General features: G+C 63.3%; 14 protein-coding genes, 2 tRNA genes and 1 pseudogene. 13 read left to right on the forward strand and 4 right to left on the reverse strand.

Features of this window, described 5'->3' with window-relative positions:
* The 8 genes from SAJA_RS09570 to SAJA_RS09605 all read left to right on the forward strand — a co-directional run.
* The coding region (locus SAJA_RS09570) for a tetratricopeptide repeat protein (protein ID WP_221180197.1) at positions 1–1764 on the forward strand (1764 nt) is incomplete at its 5' end.
* Positions 1761–2417, forward strand: coding sequence for a lipoprotein insertase outer membrane protein LolB (lolB, locus tag SAJA_RS09575; protein ID WP_123658454.1), 657 nt, complete (start codon positions 1761–1763; stop codon positions 2415–2417). The genes SAJA_RS09570 and lolB, both read left to right, overlap by 4 nt.
* A 39-nt stretch (positions 2418–2456) precedes the next feature.
* Positions 2457–2531 (forward strand) — tRNA-Gln (locus SAJA_RS09580).
* A 69-nt stretch (positions 2532–2600) separates the two neighbouring features.
* A complete protein-coding gene (locus SAJA_RS09585; protein ID WP_184999836.1) occupies positions 2601–3563 on the forward strand; it encodes a ribose-phosphate diphosphokinase in 963 nt (320 codons plus the stop codon).
* 165 nt (positions 3564–3728) lie between these two features.
* Complete coding sequence (locus SAJA_RS09590; protein ID WP_123658455.1) at positions 3729–4439, forward strand: 50S ribosomal protein L25/general stress protein Ctc; 711 nt, start codon at positions 3729–3731, stop codon at positions 4437–4439.
* A gap of 37 nt (positions 4440–4476) precedes the next feature.
* Positions 4477–5058 (forward strand): aminoacyl-tRNA hydrolase, encoded by a 582-nt coding sequence (gene pth, locus SAJA_RS09595; protein ID WP_123658456.1) that lies wholly within the window; start codon positions 4477–4479, stop codon positions 5056–5058.
* Between the two features lie 54 nt (positions 5059–5112).
* Entirely contained in the window at positions 5113–6204 is a 1092-nt protein-coding gene (gene ychF / locus SAJA_RS09600) for a redox-regulated ATPase YchF (RefSeq protein ID WP_123658457.1), read from the forward strand.
* A gap of 70 nt (positions 6205–6274) precedes the next feature.
* Positions 6275–6350, forward strand: a tRNA-Met gene (locus tag SAJA_RS09605).
* On the opposite strand, the gene SAJA_RS15150 is transcribed toward SAJA_RS09605, so the two are convergent.
* On the reverse strand, positions 6329–6499 hold the full coding sequence (locus SAJA_RS15150) for a hypothetical protein (RefSeq protein ID WP_184999837.1): 171 nt from the start codon (positions 6497–6499) through the stop codon (positions 6329–6331). The two genes, SAJA_RS09605 and SAJA_RS15150, sit on opposite strands and share 22 nt — an antisense overlap.
* Before the next feature lie 44 nt (positions 6500–6543).
* Between SAJA_RS15150 and SAJA_RS09610 the strand changes: the two genes are divergently transcribed.
* The 3 genes and pseudogenes from SAJA_RS09610 (at position 6544) to SAJA_RS09620 (ending at position 9685) form a co-directional block, all read left to right on the forward strand.
* Positions 6544–7977, forward strand: a complete 1434-nt coding sequence (locus tag SAJA_RS09610) for an ABC1 kinase family protein (RefSeq protein WP_123658458.1) — start codon at positions 6544–6546, stop codon at positions 7975–7977.
* Positions 7974–8468, forward strand: coding sequence for a DUF2505 domain-containing protein (locus SAJA_RS09615; protein WP_123658459.1), 495 nt, complete (start codon positions 7974–7976; stop codon positions 8466–8468). Before SAJA_RS09610 ends, SAJA_RS09615 begins: the two co-directional genes overlap by 4 nt.
* Positions 8469–8646: 178 nt before the next feature.
* Positions 8647–9685: pseudogene (locus SAJA_RS09620) on the forward strand (IS30 family transposase).
* Between the two features lie 590 nt (positions 9686–10275).
* Here SAJA_RS09620 and SAJA_RS09625 read toward each other — a convergent pair.
* From SAJA_RS09625 to SAJA_RS09635, 3 genes are all read right to left on the reverse strand, one after another.
* Complete coding sequence (locus SAJA_RS09625) at positions 10276–10746, reverse strand: thioesterase family protein (RefSeq protein WP_123658460.1); 471 nt, start codon at positions 10744–10746, stop codon at positions 10276–10278.
* 334 nt (positions 10747–11080) lie between these two features.
* Entirely contained in the window at positions 11081–12070 is a 990-nt protein-coding gene (locus SAJA_RS09630) for a 3-hydroxyacyl-CoA dehydrogenase NAD-binding domain-containing protein (RefSeq protein ID WP_221180198.1), read from the reverse strand.
* A complete protein-coding gene (locus tag SAJA_RS09635; protein ID WP_123658461.1) occupies positions 12067–12966 on the reverse strand; it encodes a beta-keto acid cleavage family enzyme in 900 nt (299 codons plus the stop codon). Before SAJA_RS09635 ends, SAJA_RS09630 begins: the two co-directional genes overlap by 4 nt.
* 119 nt (positions 12967–13085) lie before the next feature.
* On the opposite strand from SAJA_RS09635, the gene SAJA_RS09640 reads away from it, so the two are divergent.
* Both SAJA_RS09640 and betC read left to right on the forward strand, forming a co-directional pair.
* Positions 13086–14165, forward strand: a complete 1080-nt coding sequence (locus SAJA_RS09640) for an AbrB family transcriptional regulator (protein ID WP_123658462.1) — start codon at positions 13086–13088, stop codon at positions 14163–14165.
* An 80-nt stretch (positions 14166–14245) separates the two neighbouring features.
* Positions 14246–15763 (forward strand): choline-sulfatase, encoded by a 1518-nt coding sequence (gene betC / locus SAJA_RS09645; RefSeq protein WP_123658463.1) that lies wholly within the window; start codon positions 14246–14248, stop codon positions 15761–15763.
* The last annotated feature ends 85 nt before the right edge of the window (positions 15764–15848 follow it).

Consider the following 15848-nt stretch of genomic DNA (forward strand, 5'->3'; position numbering starts at 1 on the left):
AGGACCGGCCGGCTGGGGGCCACAGCAACGATGCTCGCCATCGCTGTCGTGGCCGCGCCGAGCCAGGCGGCACTGCGCGCTGATGATGCGCGTATCCCCGGCTGGCAGGCAGCCATTGAACGATCGATGACCACGGCGGCGAACGCGCCGGCCGCGCGGATCGCCTATCACGTGCTGGCCGGGGAGATGGCGTTGTCGCGCGACAACATGAGCGAGGCCGCGGAACAATATGCGGCCGCGCTGGCGCTGAACGCGCGTGTGGATCAGCCGGTCGATGCGCCAACCGATCTGGCCGAGCGTACGGCCAAGGTGGCGATCACCGCCGACCGACCGGACCTGGCTTACCCGGCGGTCAAGCTCTGGGCGGCCCGCCAGGCCGACGATATCGCCGCCCAACAGGCCGCGCTCGAGCTTGCTTTCGTCAATGACGATGCCGACGGCGTGATCGAGTTCGCACCGCGATTCGCGCGCGCCGTCGGGCCGGGGACGGCCAAGACGCGTCAGGCGTATCAGAGAATCGCCGATCTCTTGTCGGGCAAACCGGCGAAATCGGCAGCAGCCATCGCGCTGGCAAAACAGATCCAGGCCGCCGCCGACGACAAGACGGCAGCCGGCTATGCGCTGGCTCTGGTGGCGTTCGGTTACGACGAGTTGGCCACGGCACGGCAAGCGATCACGCCGGTGATCGCTGCCGCACCCGAGTGGGCCGATGCCCACCTGCTGGCGGCCTTCATCGAAGCGCGTGATCTGCATGTGGCGCGCGCCCGCGACACGCTGGCCGCACTGAGCGGCTCGGCCGATGAGAAGGCCACCTATCACGCGCGGCTGGCGCGGTATCTGTTGTCCATCGGCAAGAATACGGCGGGGCTGTCTGAGTTCGAAACCGCGGTCTCTCTGGCCCCCAGCGATAGCGATGCCCGCTTCGGGCTGGCCCTGGCGCGTCTTGGCAACGAGGAGCCGGACAAGGCGCGCATGGCCTTCGAGGCACTGACCGACGATGCTGCGCACGGCGATGCCGCCAGCTATTATCTCGGCCGGATCGCTGAGCAGCAGGGCGCGGCTGATGCCGCGCGCCAGCGCTACGAACAGGTCGGCGCCGGCGATTATCTGTTTCAGGCGCGCCTGCGTCTGGCCGTCGTCCAGGCCGGCAGCGGCGAGCTGGACGCGGCCCTGAACACGCTGGACGCCTTGGCCGAACAAACGCCCTCCAAGGCCGACGACCTGCTCTCGGCCAAGGCCGAACTGCTCACGAACGCCGGCCAGGCGGATCGCGCACTGTCGCTGTACAACGAGGCGCTGGCGCATCGCCCGGGCAAGCCTGACCTGTTGTACGGCCGGGCGCTGGCGCACGAATCGATGGGCGATATCGATGCCGCCCGGGCCGATCTCGACCAGATATTGAAGATCGAGCCGGACAACGCGATGGCGCTGAACGCGCTCGGTTATCTACTGACCAATCATTCGAGTGATTATGCCCGGGCCGAAAAACTGATTCGTCGCGCCTTAAAGCAACAGCCCGAGGATGCCTCCATGCTCGATAGCCTGGGCTGGGTGGAGTACAAACAGGGCGATCTGGCCGCCGCGCGTCGTCATCTCGAGCGGGCGTATGAAAGTGCGGGCCACCCTGAAATTGCCCGTCATCTGGGTGAAGTGCGCTGGGCCCAGGGGGATCACGAGGCCGCGCGCCAGATCTGGCAGGAGGCGTTGGCCGCCCACCCGGACGACGCCGACCTGAAACAGACCTTGAAAACGCATCGCTCATGAAACGACTCATCAACATTGTTGCCGTCATCATCGCCGTGGCGGCTGTTCTGCCTGGCTGTGCGGTCATCACTAAGCCCGATCAGCGTACGGCCGGGATCGCCAACGCCACCGCCTGGCAGGCGCATCGCGCCGAACTGACGGATTTCACGACCTGGTCGCTCCAGGGCCGGGTGGCCACCGGCCAGTTGCTGGGCTGGACGGGCAATCTGAGCTGGCGTGAGCGCGGCGAGCATTTCGACGTGCGCCTCGCCGGGCCACTGGGTGCCGGCGGCATGCGTGCTCAGGGCACGCTCGATCAAGTCACTATCGATACCGACAAGGGCGAGCATTTGGTCACCCGTCAGCCCGATGTGCTGGTCGAGCGCACGCTGGGTTGGTCGTTTCCGTTGGCGCCGCTGCGTTACTGGGCACGTGGTCTGCCGGCACCGGGCGACTATGCGCGTATCTCGGTCGATGAAGACGGGCGCCTGCAGTCGATCACACAGGACGGCTGGCGCGTGTCTTATGAGGCCTACACCACGCCGGCAGGGGCGCCGACCGCGCTGCCCCGAAAGATCGTGCTCGACAACAACGAGACCCGGATCCGGCTGGTCGTCGATCGATGGTTTGATCTGCCCGGCGCCACGACCGAAAAACCGGTTGCGGTGAATTGACACATCAAGGCGTTGCAAAGAGAATACGCGACTCTTAATTGGGGCGTAGCCAAGCGGTAAGGCAACGGGTTTTGATCCCGTCATGCGCAGGTTCGATCCCTGCCGCCCCAGCCAAATCAATTTGATGCCCGAGCGCAGACGCGCCTTGGGCATCATGGCCAATTCCCCAACCGACAGTTTCCCATGGCGGATACCCGATTGATGGTCTTTACCGGCAATGCCAACCCGGCATTGGCGCGTGATGTTGCGGGCTATCTGAAGCTGCCGATCGGCAAGGCGACCGTGGGCTGTTTCTCGGATGGCGAATGCCAGGTCGAGATCGAGGAAAACGTTCGCGGGCGCGACGTGTTCGTGGTCCAGTCGACCTGCCAGCCCACCAATGACAATCTGATGGAACTGTTGATGATGATCGATGCCCTGCATCGCGCATCGGCAGGTCGCATCACGGCCGTCGTGCCGTACTTCGGCTATGCCCGCCAGGATCGGCGTCCGCGCAGTGCGCGCGTGCCGATTTCGGCCAAGGTGGCGGCCAGTCTGCTCGGCACGGTCGGCACCGATCGGGTGCTCACCGTCGATCTGCACGCCGACCAGATCCAGGGCTTTTTCGACATGCCCGTGGACAACGTCTATGCCTCGCCGGTGTTGCTGGGCGATATCTGGCGCCAGAAGCAACGGGATGACAATCTCGTCGTCGTCTCGCCGGACGTGGGCGGGGTGGTGCGCGCCCGCGCGCTGGCCAAGCGCCTCGACGAGGCTGATCTGGCCATCATCGACAAGCGCCGGCCGCGGGCCAACGAAGCCAAGATCATGAACATCATCGGCGACGTGAACGGCAAGAGCTGCATCATGGTCGATGATCTGGTCGATACCGCCGGCACGCTGTGTGCTGCGGCCGACGCCTTGAAGAATCAGGGCGCGACCAAAGTGCGGGCCTATGTCACGCACCCCGTGCTCTCGGGCAAGGCGGTCGAAAACATCCGCAACTCGCGTCTCGACGAGCTGGTGGTCACCGACACCATTCCGCTGTCCGGCGATGCCGCGGCCTGTGGCAAGATCCGCCAGCTGCATATCGCGGCCTTGCTGGCGGAAACGATTCGTCGCGTGAGTGCGGAAGAATCGGTGTCGACGCTGTACAAGGACGCATAGCAAGGCGAGCGTCGATGAGCGCCCAGTTCGTGCAAAACCCGATCAAACGCGTATACTACGCGGTCTTTTAACGCCCTCGGCCCGAATGGCCGAGTGCCATGAACACCTTCAAACCGCGGCCGCGGAGCAATTCCCGGCGGCCTCATAGCCAGCTGGAGCCAGACTATGGAAGCCTTCGAGCTCAACGCCGAGAAACGTCAGTCCACCGGCCGTGCCGAGAACAAGCGCCTGCGCAAGACAGGCCGCGTGCCGGCCATCATCTACGGCGGTAACGGCGATCCCAAGATGGTGTCGTTCAACCATAACGACCTCAACCATCATCTGGACAACGAGGCGTTCTTTTCGCACATCATCAAGATCAACGTCGAAGGTGGCGAGACCGAAGAAGCCGTGCTGCGTGCGCTCCAGCGTCATCCGGCCAAGCCGTTCATCGAGCACGCGGATTTCCTGCGCATCGTGGCCGGCGAAGCCCTGCGCATGAGCATCCCGCTGCACTTCATCGGTGAAGAAGTCTCGCCGGGCGTGGTCGACGAAGACGGCGTGATCTCGCACAACATGAACGATGTCGAGATCGAGTGCCTGCCGCGTGATCTGCCCGAGTACATCGAGGTCGACTGCTCCAAGCTCAACCTGAACGATTCGGTGCATCTGTCTAACCTGGTCGTTCCGGCCGGCGTGCAGATCGTCGACCTGATGGGCGACGAAGACGAGCAGAACGACCAGACCGTGGTCACCGTCCAGATTCCGCGTGCCGCGGTCGAGCTCGAGGCCGAAGAAGAAGCCGAGGCCGAGGCCGCTGCTGCCGAGGAAGCCGAAGGCGAAGACAGCGAAAGTGCCGACGACGGCGACTCGGACGGCGAGGACGAGGACAAGTAAGCGTCACGCGCTTGTCAACGCTTGAGCGAGCCGCAAGATGAGTGAGCGCTTGCGCGCGATCGTGGCACTGGGCAATCCGGGGGCCGACCATGCCGGCGATCGTCATAACGCCGGCTTCTGGTTCATCGACCGGCTTGCCGAGCGTTGGCGCGCCGGTTTTTCGTCCGAGAAGAAATTCAAGGGCGATCTGGCGCGTGCCGGCCGCGGTGAGGACACTGTCTGGTTGCTCAAGCCCATGACGTTCATGAACGCCAGCGGCCAGGCAATCCAGCCGCTCGCCGCGTTTCACAAGATCGAGCCGGCCGAGATTCTGGTCGTGCACGACGAGCTCGATCTGGGCCCCGGCACGGCTCGTCTGAAAGACGGCGGCGGCCACGGGGGGCATAACGGCCTGCGCGATACGCATCGCGTGATCGGCCCGGGCTATCGTCGGCTGCGTATCGGTATCGGGCATCCCGGCAGCAGTGCCGGCGTGTTGTCCCATGTGCTGGGCAAGCCGTCGCGGGACGATGGCATCGCTATAGACCAAGCCATCGATGCGGCCATTGAAGCCGTGGAAACCGCGCTGGCCAGTGGCTGGATGCGCGGCGCGCAACAACTCAACTCGCGCAAGCCCTAAACAGTATCGCTGCCCGCGTGCTGTGGGCCAGCGCAATCATCAAGAGGTCAGGCCATGGCGCTTCAGATCGGTATCGTCGGTTTGCCGAACGTCGGCAAATCAACGTTGTTCAACGCGCTCACGGCGGCCGAGATCCCGGCCGAGAATTATCCGTTCTGCACGATCGATCCCAATGTGGGTGTGGTGCCCGTGCCGGATCCACGGCTGGACAAGCTGGCCGCGATCGTCAAGCCGGCCAAGGTGCTGCCCACGAACATCGAGTTCGTGGATATCGCCGGGCTTGTCGCCGGGGCATCAACCGGTGAAGGGCTGGGCAACCAGTTTCTTGCCAATATCCGCGAGACCGATGCCATTCTCCACGTGGTGCGTTGTTTTGAAAACGACGACGTGATGCACGTGGCCGGCCGTGTCGATCCGATTGCTGATGTCGAAACGATCGATACCGAGCTTGCACTGGCGGATCTGACGACCGTGACGCGTGCAGCCGAACGCGCGGCCAAGGCAGCCAAATCCGGCGAGAAGGCCGCCAAGCGCAACGTCGAACTGTTCGAGCGTGTGCGCGATCATCTGGACACGGGCGCGCCCGTTCGGGCGATGACGCTGTCCGAAGACGAGCAGCTGGCACTGCGTGAGCTGCACCTGATTACGGCCAAACCGGCCCTGTTCGTTGCCAATGTCGATGAATCGGGCTTTGAGAACAACCCGCTGCTGGATCGTATCCACGAACACGCCGAGGCACAGAATGCCCGCGTCGTGCCGGTCTGTGCGGCGCTCGAGGGCGAGCTGGCCCAGCTGGAAGGCGACGACAAGAACGAATTCCTGGCCGATCTGGGTCTGGCCGAGCCCGGCCTGAACCGTGTGATCCGTGCCGGCTATGCCTTACTTGGCCTACAGACCTTCTTCACCGCCGGCCCGCAGGAAGTGCGCGCATGGACCGTGCGCACCGGGTCGACCGCGCCCCAGGCCGCCGGGGTGATCCATACCGATTTCGAGCGGGGTTTCATTCGTGCCGAAGTCATCGAATACGATACCTATGTCGATCTGGGCGGTGAAAAAGGCGCCAAGGAAGCCGGCAAGCAACGTCTGGAAGGCAAGGAATACATCATGGCCGAAGGCGATGTCGTGCACTTTCGCTTCAACGTCTGATCACTGTAATGAATTGCCAGATTCGCCTTGACGAAAAAGCCTCGGGCGAACATAATCTCGCGCTTTCCAAGGCCATGTAGCTCAGGGGTTAGAGCACAGCATTCATAATGCTGGTGTCGCTGGTTCAATTCCAGCCATGGCCACCAGACACTGATGAATCCTCGTATTCATCGGCCCGCACGATGCTTGGTTGACGTGCACCGGCAATCGCCCGATTGTCGGAGAAAAGGCCCGGTCGAAGATCGGGCCTTTTTTGTTTTCGCCCGCCGGTGATTGTTCGGATGGTCTTGCGCATACTAACTGCTAGACTTCGTGATATGCCGACAGCTAGCACACGCCATGGCGAATAACTCCAAGAGCGACAAGCGCAAGCCGCTCAAACTCAAGACCGGCTCGTTCGATCGCAATGCCGCGATGGCCCGGATGGGCGTGATGGCCGGTGCGTCGTACGCCACGCACACGTTCGGTAACCTGTTTCGCAACAAGTCCGATCGTGAGGCCCGTAACCGCGAGTTCTACGTGCGCCAGGCCCAGTTCCTGGCCGACGAGCTCGGCCAGCTGAAGGGCAGCGTCATGAAGGTGGGCCAGATGCTCTCGGTCTATGGCCAGTACTTCATGCCGCCGGAAGCCATTGAAGTGCTGCGCAGCCTGCAGGACGACAGCCCGCCGGTGGCCTGGGACGATCTGGCCCCGGTCGTGCGCGAACGTCTGGGCGCCGAGCGCCTGGCCGAGCTCGAGATCGACGAAGAGCCGCTGGCGGCAGCCTCGCTGGGCCAGGTGCATCGCGCACGGCGCAAATCCGACGGGCGCGAGCTGTGCATCAAGATCCAGTATCCACAGCTGGCCGATGCCATCGATTCGGATATCCGCACCCTGACCAATATCGTGCGCCTGGCGCGGCTCGTGCCCAAGGGCATCGAGCTCAACGCGATCATGGAAGAAGTGCGCGAGATGATCTATCGCGAGGTCGATTACGACCGCGAGCTGCGCATGACGCGCGAGTTCGGCGAGCGTCTGGCCCACGACGATCGTTATGTCGTGCCCGAGGTCTTCCCCGAATACTCGACCGAGACCGTGCTGGTCACCTCGTTCGAGGCCGCCAGCCACGTCCAGAGCGAGGCCGTGAAGGCGTTGGCCCAGCCCCGGCGTAATCGTCTCGGCGGCGCCGCGCTGGAGCTGTTTTTTCTCGAGTTCTTTGATTGGGGCATCGTCCAGACCGATCCGCACTTCGGCAACTACAAGATTCGCGTGGACGAGGCCGGCGACGACGACAAGTTCGTGCTGCTGGATTTCGGTGCCACGCGTGAGTTCGCGCCGCGTTTTCTGGGCGCCTATTACGACACCGTGGCCGGTGCCTTCGAATACGATCAGGACAAACTCATCGACGGGGCGATCGGTATCAGCCTGCTACGCCGCGACTCACCGCAGCAGGTCTTCGATGACTTCGCCAAGGTGGGCATGCTGATCATCGAGCCGTTCACGAAAGAACCCCCGGCCGAATTCGCCACCGCGGATCACCAGTACAAATGGGGCGAGTCGGATCTGTTCTGGCGCGTCTCGCGGGCGGTACAGGATGCTGCCATCTCGCGCTGGTTCCGTATCCCGCCGCGTGAAATCGTATTTCTGCATCGCCGGCTGGGTGGCGTGTTCGTGCTCATGTCGGTACTCGATGCCGAATACAACGCCCACGACATGCTCGCGCACTATCTCTATCAAGAACACGGACGCATCCGGCCGGACGCCGGATCTGAAGCTTCAAAGGACGACGTATGAAGTTCGAGGAAACCTTCGATTTCGATTATCCCGCCGAGACCATCCTCAAGATGTTCGGCGACAAGGATTACTACCTGAAGAAATACGAACGGATGGGCGGCGACGCGCCCGAAGTGCTAGACACCAATGCCGAAGGCGACAAGTTCTCCATCACCGTGCGCCACGCGCTTGATGCCTCACGCATGAGCTTCCCCGACTTCATCAAGAGCCGCCTCGGCGACAGCCTGTATCTCAAGCAGACCGACGCCTGGCAGCTCGACCAGGCCCGCGGCCGCATCGATATCGATATCGAAAAAGCGCCCGTGGCCATTCATGCCGACATGCACTTGGAAAACCAGGGCAGCGGGTCGCGCATGACGCTGGCCTACGAGATCGACGCCTCGATTCCCTTGATCGGCGGCAAGGTCGAAAAAGCCGTCGCCGGGCCGATCGCCAAGCATACGAAGAAGGATTTGAAGATCACGAATGATATGGCGGCGGATTACGCCTGATCGTTTCGTGCACACTTCAACCTGGCTCAGGGCGCTCTGACTTCGCGAGTTGGAACGCTTTCGAGATTGCTTTGAACGCCGGTTTCGCGCTGTAGCGCGAGTCACTTTCGTTTGCTTGTCCAAACGAAAGTGAGGCGGTCTCTAATCTGAAGTGCAACAGCACGCACGGAGGTTGGAGATGGGCAATCATTATGAGCATCTGGGTGCCGAAGAGCGCGGCACGATTATGGCCTTGCGCTGCCAAGGGGCAGGCGTTCGTGAGATCGCACGAATATTGATTCGCGCCCCGAGCACGATCCTGCGCGAGTTGCGTCGTAACGGCGATCAGCTTGGTCGGCGCACGCCCGTCATGGGACGACCGGTGCGCCTGCCCGGTTACGATGCGCGGCATGCCGGTGCGCGCGCACGGCGCCTACGCCGCAAGCGACATGTCGTGCGCAAGCTGGATCGACACGGCCCGCTCTGGGCCGAGGTCGCACGCCTGTTACAGCTCAAGTGGTCGCCGCAGCAGATCGCGGGCAGACTGAAAAGTGTGTCGCACGAAACGATCTATACCGCCATCTACGCCATGCCGCGCGGCACGCTGCGTCGGGAATTGACGCGCCTGCTGCGCCAAGGCCGCGCTCGGCGCCGACCGCGCAGTCGGGGCACCGACCGACGCGGGCAGATGCGCGATCTGCCGAGTATTCATCTGCGCCCGCCGGCCGCAGATGAACGGCTGCTTCCCGGCCACTGGGAAGGCGATCTGATCCGAGGCGCTGCCAACCGCAGCCCAGTGGGCCGTGCTGGTCGATCGTCGGACGCTGTTTTTGATGATCGTACGCATGGAAGGCGCCTCAGCGCAGGCCGCGCTGGCTGGCTTCAGCCAGGCGTTCGCGCCCTTGCCGGTGGAGATGCGCCAGACGCTGACCTATGACCAGGGCAAGGAAATGGCCTTGCATGCCGAACTGGCCCAGAGCACGGGGCTATCGATCTACTTCGCCGATCCGCACAGCCCGTGGCAGCGCGGCATCTGCGAAAACACCAACGGCTTGCTGCGCCAGTACCTGCCCAAAGGCAGCGATCTGAGTATCTACTCGCAGCGCGAACTCGATGCGATCGCCTGGGAGATGAATACCCGGCCTCGCGCCACCCTGGCGTTTCGCACGCCCGCTGAAGTCTTCTTCGAGTACTGCTTCCAAGCCCCAGACAAGGCGAGTGTTGCACTTGATGCTTGAAACCGCCTGACCAAAGGAAAGGACCCCCTACATATCCGCCCGCTACGCGGGTACGCGCAGCCGCACAGGTTGCCTGGGACACGGCCAGAACTCGCATCGCTTTGGCGATGCTCAGACAACTGGCCGCGCTGGCGCGGTGCGCCAGACACCCATGCAACTTACGCGTCTGCGCCGGCTCTGAAGGGACTGCGAATACAGGCGCGGCGCGGTAGGTAGGGAGTCGTTCCAGGACGCCCGGCAAACGCCGATGGCTTTGGCCCAACTCTCGATCCCAGGCCGCCCGTGCTGTATTCCGTCCGTTGCTGAGGTGACGGAGACGCGGAGCGGCGGCGGGTGTCCGGCGCACAGAGATGTTTAAGCATCGCGAAAGCGATGTAGGTTTTTGTGCGTCCCGTTGACGTGAGCATCGGAGTGGACCGGCGAAGCCGGCGCCGAGGACGGGGTCCTTTGTTTTGGCTACTTTAATTTGGACAAGCGGATAAAAGTGGCTCGCACAGCAGTGCGAAAACGCCCGCCTAAAGCAGCTCGTGAGCGTTTCGACTCAGAAACTTAGCGCCCCTGCCGGCGCTCAAGCCATTCCCGGAAGCGTTCTAACCAGCTTTCCGCCGAATGCCAATCTGTCGCCCCGCCTGCGACGGCCAATCCGACCGCTCAACCTGCCCATAAGCATCGGCAGCTCGCGAAACAGCCTCAGGAAACGCGGTCCCACGATGCGTGGCCGGGTCGATTGCCATGAGCATCTGTTCGCTGGTGGCGGCCAACGTGTCGTCGGCGCGATAGAGCGAGAAGAACAGATGAAAGCGTTTGGCATCGCGATCGAGAACGTCGAGCGTGACGCGCAGGGCTTCATCTTCGACGCATTCGGCCAGAAAACAGACGTGCGACTCGAGCGTGAAGGTGGTCACGCCCACGGTGTCGCGCTCGGCATCGCCCAGGCCGAGCGCGTCCCAGAAGGCATCCACGGCATAGGAGAAGACTCGCGCATATTCGGCGTCGTTCATGTGCTGGTTGTAGTCGACCCAGGCACTGGCCACGCGGGTGTCGTATATCAGCTGACCCATATGGATTGTCCTTGCAGGCAATAAACGGGGATCTCAAATCCCCGGAAAACAGAAACGTCTAAGACGCCTAGGGGCTGTTGCCGTTTCGTACGAGTCCGCGCCAAGCGCTGTTTTACGGCAAGACGAGGCGTAGCCCACGCCGCGCAGTCATTCTGCGCCAGTGGGCTAGAACGCTGTATTGCCGCAAAACAGCGCTTGTCCCGAAGGGTTGGGACCAAAATCTGGCCATGCCGCTGGCTCACCTTGATCGTGGCACAGCCAGAGCCGCGGCTCGCGCCTTGCCTGGCCAGATTTTGGGCGCCAACGCGGCGCTCGTACGAAACGGCAACAGCCCCTAGATTCGTCCAGCCAAGCCTTCGGACTCCGGCCAGTAGCGCTCGACCAGGTTCAGCAGATCGGTGAGAAACGCATCGCGACGGTCTTCGAGCTGGGCCACGGTGCGACCGGCCGCCTGGTGCTCACAGCCGGCGACCACGCGCTCGATCAGCGTATCGGTGAGTTCGGGCGCTTCGAGCTTGGTCCAGGGCAGTTTCAGCGCCGGGCCGAACTGTTCGAGCATGTGGCGCATGCCTTGTTCGCCGCCGGCCATGTGAAAGGTCAAGAACGTGCCCATGAGCGACCAGCGCAGCCCGGCGCCATAAACCACGGCGGCATCGATCTCTTCAGTTGTGGCCACGCCGTCGTTGACCAAGTGTAGGGCTTCGCGCCAGAGCGCTTCCATCAGCCGATCGGCGATATGACCCTCGATTTCGGCGCGCACCACGAGCGGTTTCATGCCCAGACCGCGATAGTGCGCGCGGGCCTGTTCGATCGTCGCCTCGTCGGTGGCCGTGTTGCCCACGATCTCAACCAACGGCAAGAGATAGACCGGGTTGAACGGATGCGCCACCACGATACGCCCCGGTGCACGCGTGGCCTGTTCGGCCAGCTCGCTCGGCTTGATGCCGGAGGTTGATGAGCCGATCAGCACGTCTTTAGGCACCAGCGCATCGATCTCGGCCAGCACGTGTTGTTTGAGTGCCGTGCGCTCGGGCACGTTCTCCTGGACCAGATCGGCACCGGCCAGCGCGTCGGCCAGGTCATCGGTCACGCGCCAAGCGGTGTTATCGGCGGTCGCGGCCAGGCCACGTTTTTCCATCGACGGCCAGGCGATATCGATGGCCTGTTTCAGGCGACGCTCGGCGGTGGCCACATCGGTATCGAAGACCGTGACACGGGCGCCGGCGGCCAGTGACCGCACGGCCCAGCCGCAGCCGATAACGCCGCCGCCGACGATGGCAACGTGTTCGGGCGTGATGACGGATTGATCGGTTTGTGTGTTCACGGGGCACCTCGAAGGCCAAGTGTTTCGCGGGTGGCTGCCGGGGTGGCGACATCACCGCCCAGCGCCTGAATGATGTCCACGGCCTTGGCCACCAGCTCGGCGTTGTCGGCTTTCACCCCGCGCGAAAGATAGAGATTGTCTTCCAGGCCAACGCGGCAATGCCCGCCCGCGATCATCGCCTGGGCGACCATGGGCATCTGCATGCGCCCGATGGCAAAGGCGGCCCAGTGGGCGTTGACCGGCAGCTTGTCGCGCATGGCCAGCAGGGTGGCCGGATCGGCCTCGGCGCCCCAGGGAATGCCCAGGCACAGCTGGAACAACGGATCACCGGCGATCAGCCCTTCGTCGATGAGCTGGCGGGCGAACCAGACATGGCCCAGGTCGAAGCATTCCAGCTCGGGCTTGACGCCGGCATCACGCACGAGGGCTGCGTGCTCGCGCAGCCAGTCGGCGGTGTTCAGATACACCGCGTTGCCGAAGTTCAGGGAGCCACAGTCCAGCGTGCAGATTTCGGGCAATAGTTCGCCGATCGGTGCGTGGCGCTCGGAGGGTGTTTGCAGGTCAGAGCCGGCCGCGGCCCGAATCTGGCGATCGTCGTCGGCGGTGCCGATCAGTTCCGGGATCAGGTCCCCGCCGCCGCCGGCGGTGAAGTTGAGCACGATATCGGTATCCGAATCGCGTACGCGGTCGACGATTTCGGCGAAATAGGCGGTGTCGTGGCGATGCGCGCCGGTTTCCGGATCGCGGACATGCACGTGGGCGATCGAGGCGCCGGCGCGGGCTGCGGCCACACAGTCGTCGGCGATGGCACGCGGGGTAACCGGCACGTTGGGGTTCTTGGGCGGGGTATCACCGGCGCCGGTAACGGCACAGGTTAGAATGATGTCTGTATTCACGGCTTTGACGATGGATCGGTGAAAAACGAAGTATGCCGCGTGCCTGTCATGATGTTTGACCGGATGCGCTGTTTGTTTGATCTGGCGCGACGTTTTTATCGGCTGGTGAGCGAGTGTTCATGAGGCCAAGTGTCCGCACCGTCGGGGCCTTCGTTGTCTTCGTTATCGTATCGGCCGCGGCGGGCCTTGGTATTTCAGCGGCGGGCCTGCCGGCGGGGTTCCTGCTCGGGCCGATGATCGTGGCGGTGGCCTTCGCGCTGGCCGGCACGCCACTTTCGGTGCCGCCCGGCATGTTCCAGCTGGCCCAGGTCGTGATCGGGCTGATGATCGCGCGCAGCATCACCACCGATCTGCTGGGCGAGATCGCGCTGGAATGGCCGGTGTTCGCCGCCGGCGTGCTGTCGGTGATTGGGGTGAGCTTCGCGCTGGGCTGGTGGTTGGCCGCGCGTCAGATTCTGCCCGGGCCCACGGCGATCTGGGGCACGTCACCCGGTGCCGCCGTGGCTATGACGCTGATGTCCCAGGCCTACGGCGCCGATGAGCGCCTGGTCGCCTTCATGCAGTATCTACGCGTGGTGCTGGTCGTGTCCTCGGCGTCATTGGTGGCGGCTTGGGTGGGCGTGCCGGCACAGGAAAGCTCGATGTTCGCGCATTGGTTCGTGGCCCTGGATACGACGGCGCTGGCGCTTACGATCGGTCTGGGGCTGGCCTGTTGGCTAGTCGCGCGTTGGTGGCGGTTTCCAGCCGGTGCGCTGATCGTTGCCCTGGTGGCGGGGGCCGTTGCGCAGGATATCGGCGGGCTGACGCTCACGTTGCCGGCATCAATATTCGCGATTAGCTTCATGGTCGTGGGCTGGGGCATTGGGCTGCGTTTCACGCGCGAGACAGTGCGCTATGCCATCAAGGCATTGCCGGCGGTGCTGGCATCGATCGTGTTGTTGATTGTGGTCTGTGCCGGCATTGCCGGCCTGCTCGTGGTGTTTGCCGATGTCGATCCGTTGACGGCATTCCTGGCGACGAGCCCCGGCGGGGCCGATACGGTGGGCATCATCGCCAGTACAACGCATGTCGATGTGGCGTATGTCATGGCCATGCAGCTGGCCCGTTTTCTGGCGGTCACACTCATCGGGCCGCCACTTGCGCGCTGGCTCACGCATCGCGCCGGGTTCGAGCCGGTCACAAGCGCGCCTCGACGGTAATCTGAATCATCGCGGCTTGTCGCGGGCGGGGTGGCACACGCATGATTCGCGCTCGTTAACCCAACTCGTGGACCGACGTCATGGCCGACAAACCCAATGTGCTGGTGCTGATGGCTGACCAGCTCAACGGCACGCTGTTCGAGAACGGCCCGGCAGATTTTCTGCATGCGCCGAACCTGAAAAAACTCGCCAAGCGCGCGGTGAACTTCAACAACGCCTATACGCCTAGCTATCTCTGTGCGCCGGGGCGGGCGGCCTTCATGTCCGGCCAGCTGCCCAGTCGCACGGGTGTGTACGACAACGCCGCGGAGTTCCAGTCCTCGATCCCGACCTGGGCTCATCATCTACGCCGCGCCGGCTATGAAACCTGTCTGTCGGGCAAGATGCATTTCGTTGGCCCCGACCAGCTGCACGGCTTCGAGTCGCGGCTGACGACAGATGTCTATCCGGCCGATTTCGGCTGGACGCCGGATTATCGCAAGCCCGGTGAGCGTATCGACTGGTGGTATCACAACCTGGGCTCGGTCACCGGGGCCGGCGTGGCTGAAATTTCCAACCAGATGGAATACGACGACGACGTGGCCTTCCAGGCCGAGCAGAAACTCTTCGATCTGTCGCGCGGCCACGACGAACGGCCCTGGGCGTTGTGTGTGAGTTTCACTCACCCGCACGACCCATACGTGGCCCGTCGCAAGTTCTGGGATCTGTACAACGACTGTGACCAGCTCGAGCCCACGCAGGGCGCAGTGGCCTTTGATGATCTGGACCCGCACAGCCAGCGCGTGTTCGAGGCCAACGACTACACCAAGTTCGATATCCAGCCCCAGGACGTGCGTAACGCCCGCCAGGGCTATTTCGCCAACATCTCTTATGTCGACGACAAGATCGGCGGCATTCTGGATGTGCTGGACCGTACGCGCATGGCCGACAACACGATCATCGTGGTCTGCTCTGACCACGGCGACATGATTGGCGAGAAGGGCCTGTGGTTCAAGATGAGCCCGTACGAGGGCAGCTCGCGCGTGCCCTTGATGCTCGCAGCGCCCGGTCTGTCGCAGGCCAATGTCGATGCGCCGGTGTCCACCATCGATATCAACGCCACGCTGGCCGATATCGTGGGTATCGACCTGGCCGATATCGAACCCTGGACCGACGGTCAGTCGCTGGTGCCGCTGGCCAAGGGCGAGACCCGCGATGCCCCGGTTTACATGGAATACGCCGCTGAGGGCACGTATGCGCCGTTGGTGACCATCCGCGAGGGCAAGTACAAGTTCAACCACTGCGAGATCGATCCGCCGCAGCTGTTTGATCTGGAAGCCGATCCGGGCGAGACCACCAACCTGGCGGGCGACTCCGCGTACGCCGAGGTGCTGGCTCAGTATCAGGCCAAAGTGCGCAATCGTTGGGATATGGACGGCTTCGACGCCGACGTGCGCGAGTCCCAGGCGCGGCGCTTGATCGTTTATGAAGCCCTGCGCAACGGCCATTACTACCCGTGGGATCACCAGCCGTTGCAGGATGCGTCCCAGCGCTACATGCGTAACCACATGGACCTCAACGAGGTCGAGGAAGCCCAGCGCTTCCCCCGCGGCGAGTAACGGCGCGGCATGAGCCAACGAGCCGGCGGGGTCCTCGCCGGCTTTTTTGTGCCCGTCACCAGAGACGAAATGGCTTAGACTTCGT

The organism is Salinisphaera japonica YTM-1, from assembly GCF_003788585.1.
Classification (GTDB): domain Bacteria; phylum Pseudomonadota; class Gammaproteobacteria; order Nevskiales; family Salinisphaeraceae; genus Salinisphaera; species Salinisphaera japonica.

Excerpts from the sequence above, each read along its gene's own strand:
- SAJA_RS09625 (WP_123658460.1), bottom strand. The coding sequence starts at position 10,746 with ATGGGTCAGCTGATATACGACACCCGCGTGGCCAGTGCCTGGGTCGAC.
- SAJA_RS09615 (WP_123658459.1), top strand. The coding sequence starts at position 7,974 with ATGAAGTTCGAGGAAACCTTCGATTTCGATTATCCCGCCGAGACCATC.
- SAJA_RS15150 (WP_184999837.1), bottom strand. The coding sequence starts at position 6,499 with ATGCGCAAGACCATCCGAACAATCACCGGCGGGCGAAAACAAAAAAGG.
- SAJA_RS09590 (WP_123658455.1), top strand. The coding sequence starts at position 3,729 with ATGGAAGCCTTCGAGCTCAACGCCGAGAAACGTCAGTCCACCGGCCGT.
- ychF (WP_123658457.1), top strand. The coding sequence starts at position 5,113 with ATGGCGCTTCAGATCGGTATCGTCGGTTTGCCGAACGTCGGCAAATCA.
- betC (WP_123658463.1), top strand. The coding sequence starts at position 14,246 with ATGGCCGACAAACCCAATGTGCTGGTGCTGATGGCTGACCAGCTCAAC.
- pth (WP_123658456.1), top strand. The coding sequence starts at position 4,477 with ATGAGTGAGCGCTTGCGCGCGATCGTGGCACTGGGCAATCCGGGGGCC.
- lolB (WP_123658454.1), top strand. The coding sequence starts at position 1,761 with ATGAAACGACTCATCAACATTGTTGCCGTCATCATCGCCGTGGCGGCT.
- SAJA_RS09585 (WP_184999836.1), top strand. The coding sequence starts at position 2,601 with ATGGCGGATACCCGATTGATGGTCTTTACCGGCAATGCCAACCCGGCA.
- SAJA_RS09610 (WP_123658458.1), top strand. The coding sequence starts at position 6,544 with ATGGCGAATAACTCCAAGAGCGACAAGCGCAAGCCGCTCAAACTCAAG.
- SAJA_RS09640 (WP_123658462.1), top strand. The coding sequence starts at position 13,086 with ATGAGGCCAAGTGTCCGCACCGTCGGGGCCTTCGTTGTCTTCGTTATC.